At 72.9% G+C, this 23926-nt stretch carries 2 protein-coding genes; both read right to left on the bottom strand.

What is annotated here, in order from left to right; translation table 11 throughout:
• Positions 1-137 precede the first annotated feature (137 nt).
• Complete coding sequence (locus ACQPYE_RS17205) at positions 138-395, bottom strand: hypothetical protein (protein WP_498722332.1); 258 nt, start codon at positions 393-395, stop codon at positions 138-140.
• Complete coding sequence (locus tag ACQPYE_RS17200; RefSeq protein WP_498722331.1) at positions 392-22741, bottom strand: hypothetical protein; 22350 nt, start codon at positions 22739-22741, stop codon at positions 392-394. Before ACQPYE_RS17200 ends, ACQPYE_RS17205 begins: the two co-directional genes overlap by 4 nt.
• Between the last annotated feature and the right edge of the window lie 1185 nt (positions 22742-23926).

Below are 23926 nucleotides of genomic sequence, written 5' to 3'. Positions count from 1 at the left end.
ATCCGACCCCGCCGGCGCGCCCGTGCGCGGCCACCAGGACGTGCCTCGACCCGTCGTCCGGGAGCGGGGAAGCCTCCTGGTCAACCCGTTGTCGACCGCGTCGTGCACCACGCGGGCCTCCCGGTCGTCCAGGAAGGTCACCCCGCGCCATCGGGCAGCAGGTGGTACCGCACGTCCTCCAGGCGCGGGATCGCGCCCGGCGCCGCGGACACCGGCGGTGGCCGGTCGACGCCCGAGCGGTCGAGCACCTCGGCGGTCGGCCCGTCGCCGGGTCCCACCGGCGCCGGCAGGGATTCGGCGCCGGGCGCGTCACGCGCGGGGCGGATGGCGATCGGGCCGGGGGCCGGGCGCCTCCTGCGCGGCCGGTTGTCCCAGTCGCGCAGGCGCAACGTCACCGAGTTCTCGGGCGGGCCGGTGCCACACCGGGCGACAGCTCGCGGATCTCGCCGGTGTCGATCAGCTGCCCCCCGGTGCGGAACACCTCGACCGGTCCCCGGTGGCCGGCGTCGCGCGCCAACGCCCGGAGGCGCTCGGAGTCGGCCACGTCGCAGCTGAGGAACGTCAGGGTCCCCCACGGGTCACCGAGACCGACGCCCATCGCCAACCGCGTGAACGCCGCGTCGTCCAGCGCCACGCGCCCGCCCGTCTTCAACGGCACCTCGAACCCCCGTGGACCGTGGTGGACGACCACGTGGAAGCGGCCGGGCTCCACGGCGGTGGCACGGAACGCCTTCCGTGCCACCTCTGCCTCGGCGCCGGTCAGGAAGGCCACGCCGACGAACGTGCCGTGCGCGTCGTGCAGCGGGACGCGGTGCGCGTCGGCCGGGGTGACGGGCCGGTCGGGGGTCGGCTCGATGAGCGCGCCGGCGCCCGGGGCCCCGGAGCCGGGTGCGAACTCCACCGGACCGGAGTACTCCTCGGCCGGGCGCACGCCGTCGACCTCGGCCAGGGCGTCGAGCAGTTCCCGGTTGGGCGCGCTGTCAGGCACCGAGCTGCGCGCCACGAGGATCAGCGGCCTGCGCACGGGACCACCCGCGAGGCGGCGGTAGTACCAGTGCTCCGCCAGCATCCGCCGCACGTCCCGAACCGTCAGCCGCAGGGCCCTCCGGTCGCGCAGCGCGATGTCGTAGGACCCGTTCTCGCTGTCCAGGTGGAGCGTGAACGGCAGGGCGGGGTTCCCGGTGGTGGCCGCCGCCCAGAGCGCCGCGGTCACCTCCGCGGGACGTTCGTCCACGATGGCACCGATCGTGCCCAGGGCGTGGTCCGCACGCTCGCGGGCGGAGCGGCGGGCCCGGAACCGGAAGTCGGCGTCCCCGTTCAGGGTCATGCCGCGGTCGTGGCCGTGCGCGTCGTACAACGGCTCCCACGACACGTCGGTCGCCCGCACCAGCGACACGCGGGTGATCGACGCGCCCCCCACGTCGGTGTGGCCGTGGGTGGGGCTGGTCACCACGGGGGTCAGGTTGACGCCCACGTCGCGGTAGGGGCCGTCGCCGCGCAGCGCCTCCGCGAACTCCTCGGCTCCCCTGAGGCTGTGCGCCGTCGGGAAAGGCTCGTCGACCAGCAGGGTCATCGGCGTCCTCGGGTCGGCGGCCAGGGGACCGAGCAGTGGTGCGACCCGTGCGGCCAGTGCGGCGCCGGGCAGCCACTCGCCGTCGACGAAGTAGTGGCCGTCCTCGCCGTAGACGAACACGTACACCGGACGGGTGCCGTCCGCCCGCTTCGGCATCCGGTCGTAGAGCCCGCGCCAGTGCTCTTCGTCCGCCGGGCCGAACGGGAACACGACCGCAGCCGTCGCGACGTGCGAAGGGGGCAGTGTGGACGGACGGGTTCCTCCGGTGTCCGCACCGGTTTCGGCGTCGGTGTCGGAGTCCTCGTCGTCGGAGGACGGGTCGTGCAGCTCCTGCGAGTGGGTCACCGCCGTGAGGTAGCGCCCGTGGTCGTGGACCTTGCGCCTGCCGTTGGTCGCGTCGACGCTGATCGACGCGGTCGCGGCCCACACGGTCACCGGGACGCCGTCCGCCGTTCCGAACGCGTCGGCCAGGGAGACGGCCAGCGGAGGGCCGCCACCCTCCGGCGGGGCGGCCAGCAGGCACACCGTGCCCACCTTCTGCTGCCCGGCCGGGTGCTCGGCCGAGCGGTAGATCCGGTTGAGGGTCAGGACCTTTCCCGCCACCGTGCGATCCAGGTACACCCGGTCGCCGAACAGGAAGGGATCACCGGCGCGCAGCCGGGCGATCAGCACGCCGGGTAGGCCGTGCGCATCGAGGAACCACGGCGGGACCGCGGACTTCAGCCACTTCATGCGGCGCTTCTCCTCCCGCCGCACGACGACACCCTCGTCGTGACGGGTGGTGACCTTGAAGTAGTTCTTGTACCGCGCGGTCTCCTCATGCCACCGCGCGAGCGACATGAACGCCAGGTCCGACGGACCCGACGGGTAGAACTGCCCCTCGACGAGCCCGGAGGACACGTTCAGCAGGGGGTGCGTCACGAAGTCGTCAGGCTCGGCGGCGACTCGCTCCAGCGTCCGGAACCCCCCGCCCAGGACGCCGATCGCACCGCCCGCGGAGAGCACCAGGCGTCCGACGGGCCAGTGGACCCGGCGTGCGTAACCACCGGGGAACAAGGCCTCAGCGAGGCCTCGGGGCTCGACGGACTCCCCGTCGAGGGCGGCGAACACGAAGTCGCGCTCCGGCAGGAAACCCGCGGCCGTCCGCACTCGGACGTCGTCGCGCAGGACGGCGGCGAGCCCTTCCAGGGTCATGCCGACCGGCGCCGCGTCCGAGCGCAGCGCCCGGTAGAAGTCGTCCCGCCTTCCCGCCAGGATCAGCAGCGGCGACGTTCCGGCGGACCAGGGCGAGTCCTGCGACGCCCCGGCGTCGACGTCCCAGAACCGGCTCATGGTCTCTGCGGTGGCGTCGCGCGCCCAACTCCGCGCGCGTCCCACCTCCACGTGGTCGCCCGGCGACCGGACGACCACCGCCACCTCCGTGCCGGCGGAGTTGAGCAGCGGTTCCAGCACCAGGTCGCCGGCGCGCAGGTCCGACACCCGGACGAACGCCCCGTCCCGAGCGGACCCCGCGAGGGCGAAGACCTCGCGGAAGTCGTGTGCCTCGTGCAGCGCGGAGGCGAAGTCGTAGCCGAACCCGTCGATCCCCACCCTGGTTCCCGCGTGCTCCCCCACCAGCACCACGGGCCGGTCGGGGTGGGCGCGCAGCGCGTGGTGGAAGTCCTCGTCCCGCAGCAGGACCTGTCCGACCTCCGACCCGCCCAGCTCGAGACGCCCCCCGTCGCGGGTCGGCACGGTGGCGTGCCGCTCGGCGGTCCGCGCACCGACGACCAGCACCTCCCGGTCCCCCCACGGCCGGGTGCCCCCGCGGCCCGTCGCCACCTCGTCCACCAGCTCCCCCAGCGAAGGGGGGAGCTGGTCCGCACCGGTCAGCAGGAATCGGTCGTCCAGTCCCCGCACGACCACGTCGGCCCCGGTCACCGCGGGGCCGCGCCGAAAGGTGCGACCCGTGGCCAGGACCAGCGCGTCGAACACCCCGACGACCTCGCCGCCGGCCTCGTCCCGCAACCCGACCGGCCCGGAGTACTCGTACGACGGCCGCACGCCGATCTTCTCGAACAGCAGCCTCAGCAGCTCCTGGTTGAGCGGGCCCACCGGCTCGGGCGACCGGGTGACCAGCACGATCGGACGGCGGACCGCCGTGCCCGGCGGTCCGCCGCCGAAGACGCGCGCCGCCAGCAGGCCCGCCAACTCTGGCGTCGAGACGCGCAGGGCCTGGTCGGAGGACGTCCTGACCAGGTACGAGTGCCCGTCGCTCTCCAGGTGGAGCAGGAACGGTCGTGCCCGGTCGCCGTCGGTGGACGACGCCCATTCGAGCACGCCTGCCTGCCAGGTGCTGAGGGGCTTGTCCACGTCCTCGGCGTACAGGGCGATGCGCAGGGTGAAGTCGTTGCTGAACAGCGCCGCCTCGCGCAGGTCGGGGTACAGCTCGGTGGACGCCAGCAGGGCTGCCCCGTGGGGGTCGCCACGCCGGTTGTCCAGCCGTTGCACGAGGACGTCCGCGGGCAGCAGGTCGGAGACGCGCTCGAACCCGGCGGCGGTGACGTCCACCGAGCCGGTGCGCGGGTCGACTCGCAGTGGAGCGGTATTCACCAGGACATCGCGGTACGGCCCGTCGCCCCGCAGCACTCGCGCGACCGCGCGCGCCGCGGGGACGTGCGCGCGGTCGGCCCGGAGGAGTTCGAGGGCGAGGATCAGCGGCGCGGCCGGCGGGGAATCGGCGACACCGGCGTCCACGAGCTTGCCGGCGAACCCCTCGCCGTCGTGCCAGCCGCCGTCGGCGAACAGCACGCCCGCCCGGGCGTGGGCGAAGACGTGCACCGGCGGGAACGGTCCCGCGGTCGGCGGCATGAGTCGGTGCAGCCACCGCCACCGGTCGCGGTCCGCGCCGCCCGCCGTCGCGCTGAACATCACCGCCTCGGCGCTGCTCGCCAGGACCACCGAGTCCTTCGACGAGACGGAGTCGTCACCCTCCTCCAGCACCTGGACCTCACCGGACCGGGTCAGCCTCACCTTCGTCGCGAACGTCTCGATCGGGCCGAGGTGCCCCGACTCCCGCAGTGCCTCTCGCAGGGGGACGGGGTCCTGCACCGAGCAGAACAGGAAGCTCAGCCGGTCCGTCGGGTCGAACAGGTTCAGCGCCGTCGTCAACCGGCCGAACGCCTCGTCGTCCAGCACCACTTCCCCACCGAGCTTGAGCGGGATGCGGAAGCCATCCGGGCCGTGGTGGCCCACCACGTGGGAACGCCCCGGACGGGCGGCCCCGGTGCGGAAGGCCGTCTTCGCGATCCAAGCCTCACGACCTGCCAGGAACGCCACGCCCACCCGCTTGCCCTCACCGGTGGTCAGGACGGTGAACCGCACGTCGTCCGGGTCGACCGCGGGTGACGGCGCCGGCACGTCCGGCAGCACCTCCGGCTCCGGCTGCTTCGCACCCGGCGGCAACGCCTCGACGAACCTGCCGCCGTCGGTCACGGTCAGCTCGCCGTCGTGCATGCCGGACGCCACTTCCTCGGTGGCGGCCCAGACCGGCGTCTCCTCCCCGGCCAGGCGTTCCAACTCCTGTCGCATCAGGTACGCGAAGGAGGCGTCGGTCCTGCTCGGGGCCTCACCGACGAGGCAGAGGCTCAGCACGACGCCGTTGGCGAGATCGGGCGAAGCGTCCTCGAACACCCGACTGCCGACGACGACGTGCGCCGCGATCCGTCCCGGAGAGTCGAAGAGGTCACCGTGCCGGTGGGGATCGCCGGTCGACAAGCGGTATCTCGCGTCCAAGCGGCTCCCGTGGCCCAGGACGAGCCACGGCGGCGGTGTCCGGTCCGACCAGGGCACCCGCACCAGGACGTCCCTGGTGCGGGTGCCACCGGGACCGTCCGGCACGTCGACCGCTCGCCGGTAGTGGTCCAGACCGAGCCTCCGGCGGTTCGCCAGGCTCGCCGACAGCCACACCGCGTCGAAGGGCCGGCTCGGGAAGACCTGCCCGTGGACCTTGCCGGTGACCGGGTCGACCAAGGGGTGCGACACCACCCGTGTCGGCCTGATGCCGCCGGTGGTGTGCCTCACGAACCACTCGCCGGTGGTGCGCAGCAGGCCATCGGCCTCGAACAGCAACCGGCCGGCGGGACGGTGGACCGCGCGCGCGTACCCCCCTTCCGACAGGACGAGCGCGAAGGCGTCGAGGTCGGGGGTTGGGCCGTTCACCGCGGCTACCAGGAACGGTCGGTCGGTGTCCTCCCCGGCCGCGTCGCGCACGTCCGCGGCGTCCCGCAGGACGGCGCCGAGTTCCACGGGGAGGAGGTTCCCGGCGAGGCCGTCCGCGCGGACGGCCTCGGCGGCGCCCTCCGGCCCGGCGGTGTAGAGGATGATCGTGGGCGGTTTGTCCGCCGGCCACGGCGAGGGTCGCGCGGGATCGGCGGCGCCGGCGCGGACAGCGCTCAACTTGTCGGGGGTGGTCGCCAGCGCCCATGCGCGCAGGTCCTCCACGACCTGGTCGTCACCGGGTGACCGGACCACGAACGCCACCACCCGACCATCCCGGTCCGGTAGCGGGTCCACGCGCACGTCGCCCGCGCGCAACACCGACACCAGCTCGAAACGAGCCCCCGACTCCGGCTCCACACCGGTGGACGTCACCTCCGCCCCACCATCGGCGATGGCGTAGACGTCCCGGAAGTCCCCTGCCGCGCGCAACACCGACGCGAAGTCGAAACCGAACCCGCCGATCGCCACCCGCGTGCCCGTGTGAGCGCCCACCAGCACCAGCGGACCGTCGTGGGCGGCCAGCACCCCGGCGAACCCGGCGTCGTCCAGCAGCATTCGCCCGAACACGGCCCCGTCGGCCTCCACGACGGCGTCACCCGCGATGGCGGAACCACCACCCACGAGGACCCGGCCGTGCCGCTCGGCGCCGGGCAGGGCCACGACCAGCGCGTCTTCGTCCCCCCACGGGCCCTCCACCCGCGCACCGGAGAGCAGCGCCGTGACGACCTCGCCGTGCTCGGTGGGCAGCCCGCCGTGCTCGGCGAACACGTACCCGAGATCGAGCGCGGTGTGCCGCACGTGGCCGAGGTCCAACGCCGGTCCCGGTTTGATCGAATCGAGCGGGCCGAGGTCCAGCGCACCTGTCGCCGTGAGGTCGATCGGGCCGGCGTGGTGGTAGGTCTGCCGCGGGCCGCTGAACTCCAGCAGCGCCTCGACCAACTCCTGGTTGAGGGCTTCCGCCTCGGTGGGGTCGCCGACGCTGAGGACGACCAGCGGCCGGCGCGCGGGACCCGCCATCAGCAGGCGCACGCGCTCGTCGGCGAGCACGAGCAGGGCGACCACCCGCGGTGTCAGGTGCAGCACCAGGTCGTCGTGCGTCGCGAGGAGGTAGGTCCTGTTCCCGGTTTCCAAGAACAGGAAGAACGGCCGGGCCCGGTCGCCGTGGGCGGCGGCGGCCCACGGCGAGGTGACCTCCCGGTCCTCGTCCAGGTGGCGAACGCCCAAGGAGCGCAGGAAGTGGTCGGTGGCCCCCCTCATGATGGTCTGCAACTGCCGGTTGGCGGAGTAACCCGGCAGGAACGAGACGCCGAGGTCGTCGTCGTGCGCGGTGCGCAGCGGTGTCGAGGACAGGTGGGCGGACGACGCCATCGAGACCAGGACCAGGTGCTCGCCGACCAGCCGCACCCGCCCGTCCGCGTCCGGACCCGGTGAGTCCTGCGGGATGAGCACGTGGCGGTAGGGGCGGCCGTCGTTCAACGCCATCGCGAAGCGGTAGGCCGCCGTCCTGTGCGTGTGCCAGTCGGAGGTCCGCTCGGTGAGGAGCACCACCTGGTCGAGCGGACCGGTGAGCCGGTGGTAGGTGGGAGAGGCGGCCACCTCCGCCGCCAGTTCCTCCGGGTTCACGCGTTCACCTCGCACCCGGTACCCGCCGTCGGAGGTGCTGTGCGCCAGGACCAGCAGGGCCGTTCCGTCGACCTCGCAGTCGATCGCGTCGTAGCGCAGGCGCGCCCGCACCGCGTCCGTCGCGTCGGTGGGGAAGACGATGCCGGCCGCCGCGTGCCCCCGTGGAGGCAGGGTGAACGGTTCGGCACCGGCCACGGCTTCGACTTCGGCCGTGGTCGGGGTGGGTGGCTCGATGACCGAAGAAGGGCTGTTGCCCAGCACCACGGAGTCCGCGGACGACACGGAGTCGTCACCGGCCTCCAACACCCGGATCTCCCCGAGGCGGGTCAGCCGCACCTTCGTCGAGAACGTCTCGACCCCACCGGTGTGCCCGCGTTTCCTCAACTCCTCCCGCAAGGAACCGGGGTTCTCCACCGAGCAGAACAGGAAGCTCAACCTGGCCCGCTTGCCGACCAGACCCGACCTCGTCAGCAGCCGGCTGAAGGTCTCGTCGTCCAGTGTCCGCACCTCGCCCGACTTCAGCGGAACCCGGAAGCCGTCGGGACCGTGGTGGCCCACCACGTGGAAACGGCCCGGACGGGCGGCACCGTTGCGGAACGCCTCCCGAACCACCTTCAGCTCGGGACCGGTCAGGAACGCCGCGCCCACGGAGTTGCCCGCACGATCCCTCAGGACGGTGATCCGCACGTCCTCCGGACCCACCACGGCGGGTGGTTCCGACACCGGCTCGTCCGGCAGGACCTCCGGCTCCGGCTGCTCCGCGCCCGGCGGCAACGCCTCGACGAACCGGCCACCGCCGACCACGGACGCCTGTCCCGTCCTCGGCGAGATCAGCACCCGTCCGGTAGCGGCCCAGACCGGCACGTCCTTCCCCGAAAGCAGCTCCAGCTGACGCCGCACCTGCAAGGCGATCGAGGCATCAACGTCGTTCCGGACCTTGCCGACGTGGCAGAGCTGCAACGCCACACCGTCGGCGAGGTCCGGAGACGCATCCGCGAACACCGAGCTGCCGACGACGATCTGCGCGGCGATCGCACCCGGGAAGCGCACGACGTCACCGTGCCGGTGAGGGCTGCCGGTGACGAGGGCGTACACCGCGTGAGCACGGGTGCCGTGACCGTCCACGATCCACGGCGCCTTGGGCCTGCCGGCCCAGGGCACTCGCACGCGGACGTGCCGGGTGGCGGAACCGCCGTTCCCACCTGGTACCCCGACTTCCGTCGAGTAGTGGTCCAGGCCGGCCTTCCGACGGTTCACCATGCCCGCCGACATCCACACCGCGTCGAAGGGCTGGCTCGGGAAGACCTGCCCGCACACCACACCGGTGTCGGGATCGACGATGGGGTGCGACAGCACCCGATCCGCCGTCACCGCGCCGGTGGAGTGCGTGAAGAACCCCGGACGGGTCACCCGCAGCACACCGTCGGCCGAGAACATCAACCGCCCGGCGGGCCGGTGGACCTCGCGCGAGTACCCGCCCTCCGCCATGCCGGCCGAGAAGTCTTCGAGGTCGGGGGTGGGACCGTCCAGCGCGGCCAACAAGAACGGCCGGGCGGTGTCGGACCCCGCCACGTCCCGCACGTTCTCGTCGTCCCGGAGCACCGCCGCCAGGTCGGCGGGAACCAGGTCCCACCCGACGCCGTCCCGGCGGATCGCCGACACGCCGTCCCGACCGGCGGTGTAGAAGATCATCGTGGGCGGCTTGTCCGCGGGCCACGGGGAAGGCCGGGAGCGCTCCGAGGACCGGGTGCGCACACTGCTCAGCTTCGCCGGGTCGGTCGCCAGCGCCCACGCGCGCAGGTCCTCCACGACCTCCTCGTCACCCGGGGACCGCACCACGAAACCGATCGCGCGACCCGGCCCACCCGGCAACGCCTCCACCCGCACATCACCCGCACGCGGCACCGACACCAACACGAACCCCGCACCCGCCACCGAACGGACCACATCCCCGACGAGCTCCGCACCACCACCCGTCAACGCGTACACGTCGTGGAAATGACCCGCTGCCCGCAACGCCGACGCGAAGTCGAAACCGAACCCGCCGATACCCACCCGCGAACCCGCATCAGCACCCACCAGCACCACCGGACCCCGATGACCACCCACCAGACCGACGAACCCCGGATCCCCCAGCAAAGCACGACCGAACGCCACACCGTCCAACTCCACCACCGCATCGGCCCCGAACACCGAGCCACCACCCACCACGACACGCCCATACCGCTCGGCAGTGGAAAGTCCCACCACCAAAGGTCGGTCTTCCCCCCAAGGGCCCACCACCCGCACACCCGAAACCAAACCCGACAACACCGAGCCGTCACCGGAACCCGACACATCGAGACCCGGGAACACATACCCACGGTCCAACACCGAATGCCGCACCACACCCAGGCCCAACACCGGCCCGGGCTCGACGCGGGCGGATCGACCGAGGCTCATCGCCTCATTCGACGTGAACTCGACACCTCCGGCATGGTGGTACGTCTGCCGAGGGCCGCTCAGCTCCACCAGAGCCTCGACCAGCTCCCGGTTGAACGCCTCTGCCCGCGGGGTGTCCCCGACGCTGACCAGCACCAGCGGCCGTCGCACGGGACCGGCCACCAGCAGGCGCACGCGCTCGTGGAGGAGCAGTGTCGGCGCCAGGACCGCGGGGGACAGCACCTGCACCACGTCGTCGTCCGTCGCGACGACGTACCCCTCGTCACCGACCTCCAGGACCAGGAAGACCGGCCGGGCCCGTCCCTCCACCGCGGCGGTCGCCCACGGCGGGACGACTTCCTCCTCCCGCCCGTCAGGGCGCACGACGGAGAGCGAGCGCAGGAAGTGCTCGGTGACCACCCGGCTCAGGACCTCCAACCGCAGGCGGTCGGCGTAGTTCCGCAGGAACGACACACCGAGGTCGTCGTCGTACGCGTCGTACAACGGCATCGAGGACAGGTCGGCCGACGACACCGGCGAAACCTCGTGCAGGTCGTCGGCGGTCAGCCGCACCCGGCCGTCCGCGCCGACGACCGGCGGCTCCGCGAGGAAGACCTTCCGGTAGGGGCGACCACCGTTCAACGCCACGGCGAACCGGTGCGCGGCCACCCGGTGCGTCCCGGGGTCCGCGGCCCGCTCGCTGACGACCACCACCTGGTCCAGCGGGCCGGTGAGGCGGTGGTAGGCGGGAGAGGCGGCCACCTCCAGCGCCAGCCGCTCGGGTTCGACGGCCTCCCCGCGCACGCGGTAGCCACCCTCCCCCGTGCCGGGGGCCAGGACGAGCAGAGCCGTTTCCCCCGGCGCGTAGTCGATCCTGCCGTAGAGGGCGCGCACCCGGGCGGCGTCCGCCGCGTCGACCGGGAACGCCATCCCCGCAGCCACCCTCCCGCGCGGGGGGAGGATGAAGGGTTCGACCACACCGGCGAACCGGACAGGTGCGTCCAGGACCTCCGAGTGGGTGTTGCCCAGCACCACGGAGTCCGCGGACGACACGGAGTCGTCACCGGCCTCCAACACCCGGATCTCCCCGAGGCGGGTCAGCCGCACGTTCGTCGGGAACGTCTCGACCGGTCCCGTGTGCCCGTGCTTCCTCAGTCCCTCGACGAGCGCCGCCGGGTTCTCCACCGAGCAGAAGAGGAAGCTCACCCTGTCGCCGCGGGCGAACCCGCCCACCTCCAGCAGCAGCCGGCCGAACGCCTCGTCGTCCAGCACCACCTCCCCACCGGACTTCAGCGGAACCCGGAAGCCCTCGGGACCGTGATGACCCACCACGTGGAAGCGCGCCGGACGGGCGACACCGTTGCGGAACGACTCCAGCACCACGTCCAACTCGGAACCGGTCAGGAACGCCGCGCCCACCGGCTTGCCCGCACGATCACGCAGGACGGTGATCCGCACGTCCTCCGGACCCACCGCGGACTCCGGCGCCGGTTCGTCCGGCAGGACCTCCGGCTCCGGGTGCTCCACGCCCGGCGGCAACGCCTCGACGAACCGGCCACCGTCGACCACGGTCCACTGCCCGGTGGCCGGTTTGTGGTCCACCTTGTCGGTGGAGGTCCAGACCGGCACGCTCTTGCCCGCTTGCCGCTCCAACTCCTGCCGCGCTTGGAATGCGAACGCGGGTTCGGTGGCGCTCGGACTTCCACCGATCAGGCAGAAGGAGGACGAGACGCCGTTGCCGAGGTCCGGAGCGGCTTTCCTGAAGGCCAGGCTGCTGATGACGGCCCGCGCCGTGGTCCCGCCGTCGTGGTGGACGACGTCACCGTACCGGTGGGGGTTGCCGCTGGACAGGCGGAACACCGCGTAGGTGCGATGGCTGTGACCCGCGATGTGCCACGGTGGGATCGTCCTGTCCGCCCACGGCACGCGTACCCGATTCGCGAGGGCGGGCGATCCGCCTTCCTCGAACTCCCTGATGTAGTGCTTCGTGCCCGTCAGCCGGCGCTGCGCGGCGGTCGCCGACATCCACGCCGCGTCGAAGGGCTTGCTCGGGAAGAGTTGGCCGTGCACCACGCCGGTGACCGGGTCGACCAAGGGATGCGACACGACCCGCTCCGCCGTCGCTCCTCCGGTGGAGTGCGCCACGAACCCGGGACCGGTGGTGCGCAACCGGCCGTCGACCTCGAGCACCAGCCGGTCGGCAGGGCGGTAGACCGTGCGGGAGTACCCGCCCTCCGCCATGCCTGTCGAGAAGTCGTCGAGGTCGGCTGTGGGGCCGTCCAACGCGGCCACCAGGAACGGCCGGTCGGTGTCGGACCCCGCCACGGCCCGCACGTTCTCGTCGTTCCGCAGGACAATCGCCAACTCGTCGAGGGAGGTGTCACCGCCGAACCCGTCGGGGCGGATCGCCGAGGCGGCGTCCTGCCCCGTCCGGTAGAAGATCATCGTGGGTGGCTTGTCCGCGGGCCACGGGGTGTGCTGCTCGACCTCGGTGAGTTCGGTGCGGACACTGCTCAGCTTCGCCGGGTCGGTCGCCATCGCCCACGCGCGCAGGTCTTCCACGACCTCCTCGTCACCCGGGGACCGCACCACGAAACCGATCGCGCGACCGTCACCGCCCGGCAACGCCTCCACCCGCACATCACCCGCACGCGGCACCGACACCAACACGAACCCGGCACCAGTGTTCGCCGCCGCACGAACCACGTTCCCGACGACTTCCGCCGCACCGGTCGAGGCGTACACGTCGTGGAAATGCCCCGCCGCGCGCAACGCCGACGCGAAGTCGAAACCGAACCCGCCGATACCCACCCGCGAACCCGCATCAGCACCCACCAGCACCACCGGACCCCGATGACCACCCACCAGACCGACGAAACCCGGATCCCCCAGCAAAGCACGACCGAACGCCACACCGTCCAACTCCACCACCGCATCGGCCCCGAACACCGAGCCACCACCCACCACCACGCGGCCGTACCGCTCGGCGGTGGAAAGCCCCACCACCAACGGCTCACCATCCCCCCAAGGGCCCTCCACCCGCGCACCCGAAACCAACCCCGACAAGACCGGGCCATCACCGGAACCCGACACATCGAGACCCGGGAACACGTATCCGCGCTGCAACACCGAATGCCGCACCACATCCAGACCCGACACCGGCTCGGGTTCGAAACGGGCGGGGTGGTGCACCGCGAGCACCCAGAACCTCGTGGCTTCGAGTTCACCCGCGCAGTGGTAGACCTCCCGCGGGCCGCCGAACTCCAGCAGGAACTCCACCAGTTCCCGGTTGAGGGTTTCGCCTTCCCCGGTCTCGGATTGTGTGGTGATCACCAGGGGACGCCGCACCGGTCCACGCGTCAGGCTTTCCGAGTGTTGGTGGGCGAAGATGAGGCGCGCCATCTCGCGCGGCTTCAGGTTGACCGGAACGCCTTCGTGCGTCGGGACGACGAAGCGACCGTTCTCCACCTTCAGGAACACGAAGAACGGCCGTGTCCGGTCACCTTCGGTGGCGGCCACCCACGGTGCGACGACCTCCTCTTGCCGCCCGTCGGGGTGCAAGACGCCGAGCGACCGCAGGGAGTGGTCGGTGCCTCCGTTGATCAGGGCTCGCAGCCTCTGGTCCAGGGCGTGGTCCGCCAGGAACGACAAGCCGCGCTCCTCCCCGTTCATGCCGTGCAGGGGGAGCGCCGACAGGTCGTTCGACGACGCCCACGCCACGTTTTCGAGGACGGCGTCGGCGAGGCGCACCCGTCCGTCCACATCGGGAGCCGGCAAGTCCGTCGCGACCAGGACGGCGCGGTAGGGACCGTCGCCGCGCAGCGCGACACCGAATTCCTCCGCCGCGGACAGGCGCGCCTCGGGCGTGCCGGTCGGCCCCAGGACGAGGACGACCGCATCGTTCGGGCCGGTGGCCCGGTAATCAGAGGAGCGGGCGACCTCGGCCGCGACCTCCTCGGCGCTCGCGCGCTTGCCCCGCACCAGGTACCCGCCGTCGGGTGTGACGGTCGCGAAGACGAGGACGGGTGTGCCGATCTCCGGTGAGAGCACCTCGTAGAGGGCACGCAGGCGTGCCTCGTCGACCGCGTCGGTCGGGAAGGCGAGGCCGGCGGCGGCGTACTCGCGATGCCCCAGCTCGACGGGCCCTGTCCCGACGAGTCCCGTCCCGACGAGCGGTGGCGCGTCGGTCATCGCCTCGTCCGACCGCACCTCGACCGGAACCGGTGCGTCGAGCGCCTCGCCGTCCAGCGACATCCGGTCGAGCGGGTCATCGGGGACGTCGACCGCCATCACGTCGCCTTGCCACGACGCCACGTCCAGGAGGGCGGTCCTGCCGGGGCCGTCGGCTCCGGCGACGAGCCGGCCGTCCAGGTGCTCGGTGAACGCGGACCGCCGGGACGTGACACCGGTTGCGAGCAGCGGGGGGACCTCGGCTCGCAGGCGCACCTGGTGCGCCGCGGTCTCCGGCTCCGGCTCGGTCCGCGGCTCCGGCCCGGTCTCCTCCGAGGGCTCGGCTTCCTCGGGCACCGGTTGGAGCGGGGTGGTGGCGGGGAGGTCGTTGTACGCGGCGATCTCGCGCTCGACGACGGCCTTCGCCCGCCACCACTCCCGCTTGCTCTCCTCGGCCGCGGTGCGGGCCTGCGTCAGCTCGGCCTTGGCGGCGTCGACCTGCTCCCGCAGCGCCGTGCTGTCGGTCACGACGTCGTCGTGCTCGGCGAGCAGCGCGGAGTGGGTCCGGTCGGCCCGGACAACCAGTTCCTCGGCTTCCCGAACGGCGTCCCGGGCGGTGTCGAGGTCCCGCTGTGCCGTCAGCGCGTTCTCCTCGGCGGCGGCGAGGTGCGCCCGTGCGACCTCGACGGCCGCGGCGGCCTGTCGCACTTCCGGACGGGTCCCGGTCGCGCCCAGGGCCGCTTCGGCGTGGGCGAGGTCACGTCGCACCCGCTCGGCTGCGGCACGCTGCACCTTGAAGTCGGCGAAGAGGAGCGTCAGCTCCTGGAACGGCACGGCATGGGAAGCGCGGTCGGCTACCGACAAGGCGGCGGCCTCGATCTCCCTCATCCGGCCGTCGGCGACGGCGAGCCGCCTCCGGATCTCCACGTCCCACGCCCGGAAGACGTCCACCTGACGGCGCGCGTGGTCGTCCGCCGTCTCCCGTGCTCGGCGCTCGGCCTCGACACCGGCGTCGACCGCGGCCCGTGACCGCTCGACGTCCTCGACGCGCTCGGCGAGCCGCCGCTCGGCTTCGGCGACGAGCGACCGCGCGGACGCCACGGCGTCCCCGCGCTCGCGCAACGCGGCCGACGCGGCGTCCGAGGCCGCTCGGCGGTCGGCGATGTCCCCGTCCACCTTCGCCAGGGCCAGGACCAGGTCCTGCGCGGCGTGCCTGGCCGCGTCCGCCACCAGTTCGGCGGCGCGCCACGCGTCCGTCGCCGCTTTCAGCGCCTCCTGCGCCCGTTCGAGCTCGCCGCTGATCTTCTTGCCCAACACCGCCTCGGCGTCGGCCAGCGGCATCCGCAGCTCGGCGGAGCGGGGCACGGTCAGGTCGTAGACACCGATCCGGCCGTCACCCAGGTCGGCGGTGATCCGGTAGACCACGTCGAACGAGACCACGCCGGTGCAGTCGATGGCGAGCGGGTCGCGCTGCCGGTAGGCGCTCAGTCCGCCCGAAGCGGCGTCGACCACGTCGAGGACGTGCCGCGCGTCCATCCCGTTGGTGATGAAGTTGACCGAGCGCGGCGCGTCCCGGCTGCCGTCGGGGTTCTCCGCCACGTGGTTGTAGACGCCGCTGCCGAAGCCCACCGACACCTCGCTGGTCTCCGAGCGGACCACGTTGTCGGAGGTGGTCGTCGAGACGGCGGCGATGTCGATGTCGAACAGGTCGTTGCTGAGGGCTTCCAGGCTGGGCGCCCGCAACAGCGCGTGCACCTCCAGGCGCGCCCGGGCGGCGGGGCCCATCGACGACTCGTGCAGGCGGGGCACTTCGAGCACCTCGCCGCGGGCCATCCGGGGCAGGGCGGCCTGCACCTGCTCGGACCCCAGCGCCGACAGCAGGGTGTTGAGCGCGCCGGTGTCCGTGCCGGTCAGCCCCGCCAGGTCGGAGGGGCGGTGGGCCGACAGGAGGCCGTCGAGCCCGCTCCGGTCCTGGTCGGTGGCGGCCAGGCGCAGGGCCGCGAGCGCGGTCGACCTGAGGAGCTGCACGCCGCGCAGCGCCTCGACGCTGGGCCTGCCGGGCAGTGCCACCGAGTCGTCCCGCCACCGGGCGATCCGCTCCGCCGCCGCCTCGGTGGCGGGTCTCACCTCGGCGCCGTCGTGGTGCGGCGCCGGGGGTCGCGGTGCGATGGTCATCAGGTCGGCCTGCTTGCGCAGCAGCAACTGCTGCGGCGCGGTGGTGGTTCTCGCGACGAGCCGCTTCCCCCGCACCACCGACAGCTCGAACTCGATGGACACCTCGTAGAGGGCCATGGGCCCGCCGGACCCGCGCAGGCGGATGGAGTCGTCCGAGGTGGTGCGGCTGTGGCGGGTGCGGTGCCCGCCGCCCACGGCCGCCGTGGGCAGCACGCCCACCGAGTTGGCCGGTCGGTTGGGCTCCGGGTCGAGGGAGTGGGCTGCGGGTACCCGCAGCATCGCGTTCCAGCTCGCACCCCGGACGGTGCCGGCGACCTTCCGCCGGATGCCGACCACGGCGTGCTCGATGCTGACCCCGTCGTTGACCACGCGGAGGAACCGCGGTTTCTCCACCAGGCGGGCCGTGAGCACGACCTGGTAGACGTCCTTGCCCACGAACCTGCCCGACTTGGGGAGCAGGAGGGGGACACCGCCGTCGAGCGCGCTGTCGATCAGGGCCTTGGCACTGGTGGGCGAGAAGAAGTCGACCACGCGCTGGAGGTTGGCGGTCAGGTCGTCCAGCACGGAGTCAGGGAAGAGGGGGTGCCCGGAGGAGGCGTCCCGGTCGCGGCCGATCTTCTCCACCAGGTCGCGCACCGAGGCCGCCAGTTCCGGGACCCGCTCGGGTTCCAGCAGCGCGATGCCCAGTGCGCCCGGCCGGCCGGGAACCAGCATCCGGGGCGGTTGGAGGGTCGACGGCACCAGCCCGTCCGCCGGGGCCTCGACGGCCCGGATGTCGGTGACCGCCGGCTCCAGGTCGGGGAGCAGGCCCAGTGCGATGGCGGTCGCCTCGGCGACCCGGGTGAACAGGCCGCCTTCGACCACGACCTCCGCACCTTCACGCGCGGGTTCACCCGAGTAGAAGGTGTTGGCGTTGTGGCTCTCCGCGACGACCGTGAAGACGATGTCCCACTGGGCCAGCGCGGTGCGCGCCTGCTCGGGTGTCACCCGGTTGCGGTCGACCAGACCGATGCTCTGCTCGGCCGCCAGCGTCGTCCGCAGCCAGGGCATCCACCGCAGGAGCACGTTCCCGCCGCCCTGGCCGTGCGGGTTGTGCGAGTTCCGCCGGATGGTCGCGCCGGCGTTGAAGATCACGTCGATGCCGCGGGTGGACGCCCGCAGGTCGCTCGCGTAGGAGCCGCCGGTGATGGAGTTCTCCGACGCGGTGGAGGGCGAGGTGTCCACCAGGCGCGGGGCGCTCGGGCGCGCGGTGAAGCCGACCGCCGCGACCCTGTCGGTGATCCGGCGGTCGTAGAGCAACCCGCCGTGCAGCACACCCGTCTCCATCGTCCGCCGCAGGTTGGCCTTGACGGTGGACGGGCTGAGCAGGAGGTCCAACTGGTGGCGGGACTCGGTGCCGGGGGTGGTCAGCGACGTGTCGCCGTCCGCGGCGCGGTTCACGGCGTCGATGACGGCCGCTTGCAGGTCGGGAACCCCGGCCAGGGCGTCGACGTGCAGCCAGTCGTGGTTCGGGGGCGCGGCCGAGGGCGCGACCAGCGAGGTGATGTCCGGCACCGACGACAGCGTGGTCACCCGCGCGGGCTTCGGCAGGAACCGCACCGGGTCGGTCCCGCTCGTCGCGCCCTCGCCCAACCACAGGTGCACCTCGCCCTTGATGGGCTCCAGCACCAGCGGCGCGTCCTGAGCGGTCCCGGGCGGCTTCCCGGTCGCCGCCAGCAGCGTCGGGCTGGGCACGCGCCGGAACGGCGAGCCGGGCACCAGCCAGCGCACCCTGGTGCGCAGGCGGCTGAACGAGGTGATCCGCACCTCGAACTCGATGTCGTGCTCGAAGACGTGCGCGGCGGGGCTGCCGATGCTCAGCGAGCTGCCCTCGACGACCGCGCCGGCCGCGTTGCTGCGGGTCTTGGCGGAGTGGAAGCGCAGCGCCGCCTGGACCAGCACGGTGGCGACGACGAGCTTGCGGCGCACGAAGCCGGCGCGGCCCTCCACGCCCGTCGTCAGCGACTTGGTCGTGGTGGTGGAACTGCCCAGCTTGGGACCGGCGGCGGTGTAGTCGCGCACGTGCAGCCGCTCGGTGCGGCCGAGGTGTGCCGCCGGACCGAGCTTGGCCGTCACGACGATGTTGACGTAGTCCTTGGTTAGCCTGCCGCGCCGCTTGAGCCGAACCGCGACCCCCGGCCCCATCAGGTCCTCGACCTTCAGCCGCAGCGCGGCCGGGGACAGCTTGGTGGTCAGCTCGCGCTGGTTGGCGAGCTGCTCCGCCAGGCCGTCCGGCACGATCGCCGACTCGCGCGGGTGCAGGTCCTGGCCCCAGGCGGGGAGCAGGTCCGCGAGGTCGGGCAGCGCGCGCAGCGCCTCCTCCACCTGGGGCAGCACCCGGGCGGCAGGGGCGAACTCGCCCACCTCGACGTTGCCCACGGCGATGCCCGAGGTCAGGTAGGGCGGTTGGAAGCGGGTGCCCGCGCTGTCCGGCTCGGTGAGCGAGTTCCTGGTGCCGGGCGGCACCGGCAGGCCGAGCGCGGCGGCCTCGGTCAGGCTCAGCCGCAGGTACGTGGAGGCCGGCAGCACGACGTCCCCGCCGGTGGGAGCGCTGATCACGATGTCGGTGGTGATCTTGTAGGTGCCGACGTCGCCCTTGATCTCGACGCCCGTGCGTTGGGTCGTCGCGTACCCGGCCGATCCGCCCACGACCTTGCGCACCGAGGGGCCACCGGTGAGGCCCACCCCGCCGAACATCACCGGGTCGGGCATCCCGACCCCGGCGCCGACCGACAGCCTCGCGTCGTAGCCGGTGGCGACGGACGCGCTGGTGCCCCCGCTGGTCACCACCTGCGAGCGGCTGCGCAGGCGCCCGGCGTCGTTGTGGGCCACCAGCTCGGCGTCCTTCAGCACCGCCCTCATGCGCACCGCGCCGGCCTTCGCGCCGTGCGGGGCCAGCAGGTCCGGCGACAGGACCCAGCCGTTGATCATCGGGATCAACTGGTCGCGGATGTTGGTCGGGGCCAGGAACTCGCGCAGCGCGGTGCGGCCGTCGGCGCCGAGCTTGGTGATCGACGGGTGCAGCCTGGCGGAGGCCTCCTCGAAGGCCCGCCGGGCGTCGAAGTCCGTGACCGCCTCCGAGAAGGGGTGTGCGAGCCGGGTGCCCCAGCCCGGGTCCGCCGGCGCGACGGGCCGCGGGGCGTCGGGGGTGCCGGCGGCGCCGACGGCGTCGACGGACGTGGTCAGTTCGTCGGCTATCTGGAGGGTGACGTCCACGTCCGGCCCGGCCACCTCCTCGCGGGCGAACCCGGCGCCCTTCTCGTCGAGCAGCTCGACGGTGTACCGCACCGGCAGCCGGACCTCCTTCGACGCGCCGGCGCGCAGGACGGTCTGGTCACTGAGGGAGGTCGCGGTGGTGCTGTAGGTGTGCGGGTGGGAACGCGGGGTCCGCACGACCGCCATCCCGTAGACCCCCACGCCCTGGCTCACCATGCCCGCGAACATCAGGTCGCCCGCCGAGGAGCCGTCCGTGACCGTTCCAGACTGGACGTTGTTGACCATCCGCACGTCGGGCATGACGATCCCGGGCGGGGTGGTGGTCGCCTCGGCCTCGTCGGCGGGGTGGACCAGGACGGCCGTGACGTGCGCGTCGACCCACTGCTTGCCCACCCGCACCTGGAACGTGCGGCCACCGCCGAGCAGGGACTCGAACTCCGTGTCCAGGGCTTGGCGCACCCGGTCGACACCCTCGGGCGTCGCGTCGTCGATGTTCGACAACAGGCGGTCCAGGGCGTCGACGACCTTCGGGGAACCGTGGACGCCCTGGTCCGGGACGGTGATCGCGCCCAGCGCCTGGTTACGCAGGAAGTAGTCCGGCGCGGACCGCGCGAGCAGCGCCCTGGCCGGCTCGTGCACCACCGGGACGGTGTCGGGCTGAGCGGGGGGTGCGGTGTCCGGGGCCGGCTCCGGGAAGAGCGCCGTCGACCGCGGGTCGGCCCCGAGGGCGTCGGCCACGAGGGCGTTGACCGGGAGGACGTCGGCCGGGGGTTCCGCGGGCGGACCGTCGTCGGCCGCCACCGGCACGACCGGTGCGCCGAACTCCGCTGCCGCACCGGGAGCCCCGGGCTCCGGCAACGTGGCGGAGGGGTCGGTCGCGGGCCGGTGGGGGCTCTCCAGGGCGCTCATGGTCTTGCCGATCAACCACAGGTGGCGCGGCTTGAGGTGCCCGCCCGCGGTGGAGCCGCCGGCCGCCATGAGGGTGTGGTCGGCTTGGACGCGGCCGAAACCCGGTCTGCGACGGAAGACGGTGACGCCGTCCACCGGTTCGACGTACTCGTCCACCATGCCGAGGAAGTGACCCACCTCGTGGGCGAGCGTGGTGGGCGGCGAGTCCGGCGACCAGTGGTACTGCGTCGCCCTCGTTCCCGGCCGGGTGACCCAGATCGTGTGGTGCGCGTCGGCGGGGTCGTCGGTGAACTCGACGGTGACGTGCAACTGCTCCCCGTGGGGGAACCGGTAGCCCTGGTTGAACACGTCCTCCACGCCGGCCAGCGCGCGTTGGCGGACGACGTCGAGGACTCCGGGCGCGTGCCGCGCACCGGTGGCGCGGTCGGTCGGCGCGAGGAACAGCCGCACCGTCAGGTCCCGCACCGGGGTGCCGTCCACCTGGAACGCGCGCGTGTCGTAGCGGACGACCCCGCGCACGGTGTCCAGCCGGACCTCTCCCGGCGTGACCGCCGAGGTGGCGCGCAGTTCGTCGTCCTCGCCGCGCACCCAACCGGTGACCGGCACTTCGCCGGGTCCGCGGCCACGCGCGGCCTTGACGGCGTGCGACGGGACCGGGTCGCGCGGGTCGAACCACGTGGCCGCCGAGTCGGTGGCGTGCCGCCACTGCTCGTCGTCGTAGGCGGAGCGCTTCGGCTCCTCCTCCGCCGTGGACGAGAAGTCGAGGACCCGTTCGGCCGGCGGGACCGACGGCGTCGTCCGCTCCTGTTCCGGGACCAGGTCCCACTCCACCTGGACCTCGACGCCCCGGCGGTCGTCCACGGCGCTCGTGACCGGTGCGGCGGCGGGCAGGAGGGCCAGGACCCACGCCACGTCGCGGTGATCGCCGGTCACCTTCACCCGCGGGGGCAGGTAGCCGAGCCTGCCGTGCCGCTCGACCGTGGCGGCGAAGTCGGTCGCCCACTCGCGGACCGCCTCCCGCTGCTGCTCGTCGAGCGAGTCGGCGCCGGGCAGGTAGCCGACCACGACCTCCGGGACCGGGGACCGGCTGCCGGCGGTGGCCGGGTCGGGCAGTGGCGGCCGTGCGGCGGCGATGCCCAGGTCGTCGGCGATCTCGTAGGCACGCAGGTAGGTGTCGCGGGAGTGGGAGGTCTCGGGCGGGCGGGCCGCGAGGACGGCGGTGAGGTCGTCCAGGAGTTCCCGTGCGGCGGTGGTGCCCAGTTCGGTGTGGACCGACCTGGTGTCGATCAGGGACGCGACGACCGACCGCGCCTGCCGGACGCGCGCGTCGCGCTCCACGACGGGCAGCCTCTCCAGGTCCCGCCGCCGCTCGGCGGCGGCGCGGTTCAGCCTCTCCGGCGTCCACCGCTCCCCGCGCGTGCGGGCAGCGACGCCGGGCCTGGCGCGCAGCTCGTCGACCGCACTCGCGGAGAGGAGCGGCAAGGTCAGCTCCCGCTCCGAGGCGTCATCCAGCGGGAGGCCCACACCGAGGTCGGACGCGATGTCGCGCGCCAGTCCGAGGACGACCGGCATGGCGCGGTCCTGGATCACCGCCGCCGCGATCCCCCGCACGACGTGGTCCAGCAGTTCGTCGTTCATCCGCTCGACGTCGTGCGTGTTCCACACGACCCGTGACGCGAGCGAGAGCGCGTTCGTCTGCGCCGGGATCTCGTAACGGCCGAGCAGGACGCGCGACGAGTCGGCGAGCCGCGTCAGGGTTGCCGGGGTCCAGGGCGTCCGGTCGTCGTCGGACGACGGCGACGTGTCGGAATCGCTGCCCGTCGTGGTCGTGATCGTTCCCGACACCGCCTGCAGCGGCGGGGGCGCGGACGGCGGCACCGCGGTGCCGCGTGTGGACCCCTCGTCGTCGGCGGGGACCTCCGGCGGCGCTTCGACGGCGAGGGCCGGGACAGGGGTGACGTGCACCGGGGCGTCCGCGGCCCGCGGGGACACTTCCCGTGCCGCGCCTTCACCGGCCTCGATCGTCCCGGGCGTCGTGGTGGCGCGGATGTCGGTCCACACGCGGGACGCGAACCTGTCCATGACGGGCTGGGCGTGCCCCTCGGCCAAGCGCGCCGCGACCGCGGTCACCAGGTTCTGGTGCACCTCGCCGTCTGCCTCCGTGGTGGGCACGATCCCCATCGCGACCCGCTGCACCTCGACGCGATCCGCGTCGGACAAACCGTTCAAGGTGAGCTGGGACAGGGGAACGTCCATCGCCAACAGCTGCGCAGTCCACGACAGCGCCCTCGGGCTGTTGTCCGGAGTGCCCGGCGGTACCCCCGTGCCGGTGTCCGGGGTCGGGCGCTCGGTCACCGCGGGGACCGGAACCGGTGGTGGTGAGGAGGCACCGGGATCCGGGGCTGGGCCGGCAGACGCGGTGTCGCCGTCCGTGGCGGCTCCGACCCGTTCCGGGGTGGAGAGGGACTCGGGCACATCCGGTCGTGCGGCGTCTGTCGGCGTGCCGAGGGTGCCAGGAGTGACCGGGGTGCCAAGAGTGACGGGGGTGGCAGTAGCGGTGGCAGGAGCGGGTTGGGCGGTTGCCGCGGTCTGATCGGGAGGCGGGGTGGTCCCCGCCGCCGGTGAGCCGCCCTGTGCCGGGGGCGTGCTGCCGATCGGAACGGGCACGTGAGGGGTGCTCTCCAGCCCCGGCAGGCCCGGCGGGTCGTCGGACGCCGCCCCGGACTGGGCTGGTCCGGGCTGTCCCGGGCCAGGCTGCCCCGGTTCAGGCTGCCCGGGTCCAAGCCGTCCCGGTCGGTCACCCTGCCGATCCGCTTCGGGTGTCGCGTCGGGTGGACGATTCCCGTCACCGAGGGCACCCGTGGCGATCAACCCACCCGCGATCAACCCACCGACGACCAGACCCGCCCCCGTGCCGATCGCCGCACCAACCAGACCCTGCTCCACATCACTGAGACCACCCCCACCATCAGCCCGCGGTGCTGCGGGCGGTTCCGTGGGCGGCGCTGCGGGCGGTGCCACAGGCGGTTCCGAAGGCGGCACCGGCTCACCGAACCCGGGCTCGACAACCCCCGGCTCACTGACCCCAGGCTCCACAGGCGGCTCCGGACCGTCCGGAACGAACTCCGGCCCCTCACCATCCGGAACAACAGGACCGGAACCATCGTCTACAGAAGCCGGACCCTCCACCATTTCCTCGGAACCAGGAACACCACCCGGCTCGACCTCTTCGACTCCGCCGACTTCCCCCACATCCCCGACCTCACCCACTTCACCCACTTCACCGACATCGCCTACTTCGCCTACTTCGCCGAGGCCGTCCAACACCTCCGGATCGAAATACTTCTCCACACCAGCCTGGAAAGAACCCGAGAACACACCACCCACCGCACCCGTCCACAACTCCCCATGACCCTGACCCATCCCCTCCGCCATCGCCCAACCCACCTGCACCTCCGCATGACCCTCGTTCACCCCCTGGAACAACACCCGATCACGCAACCACCCCGGCGCCCCCGACCGACCCAACGACACCAACAC

It is taken from the genome of Actinosynnema sp. CA-299493, assembly GCF_050946825.1.
In the GTDB taxonomy this organism is placed as follows: domain Bacteria; phylum Actinomycetota; class Actinomycetes; order Mycobacteriales; family Pseudonocardiaceae; genus Actinosynnema.
This window is presented reverse-complemented; position numbering and strand designations above follow the sequence as displayed.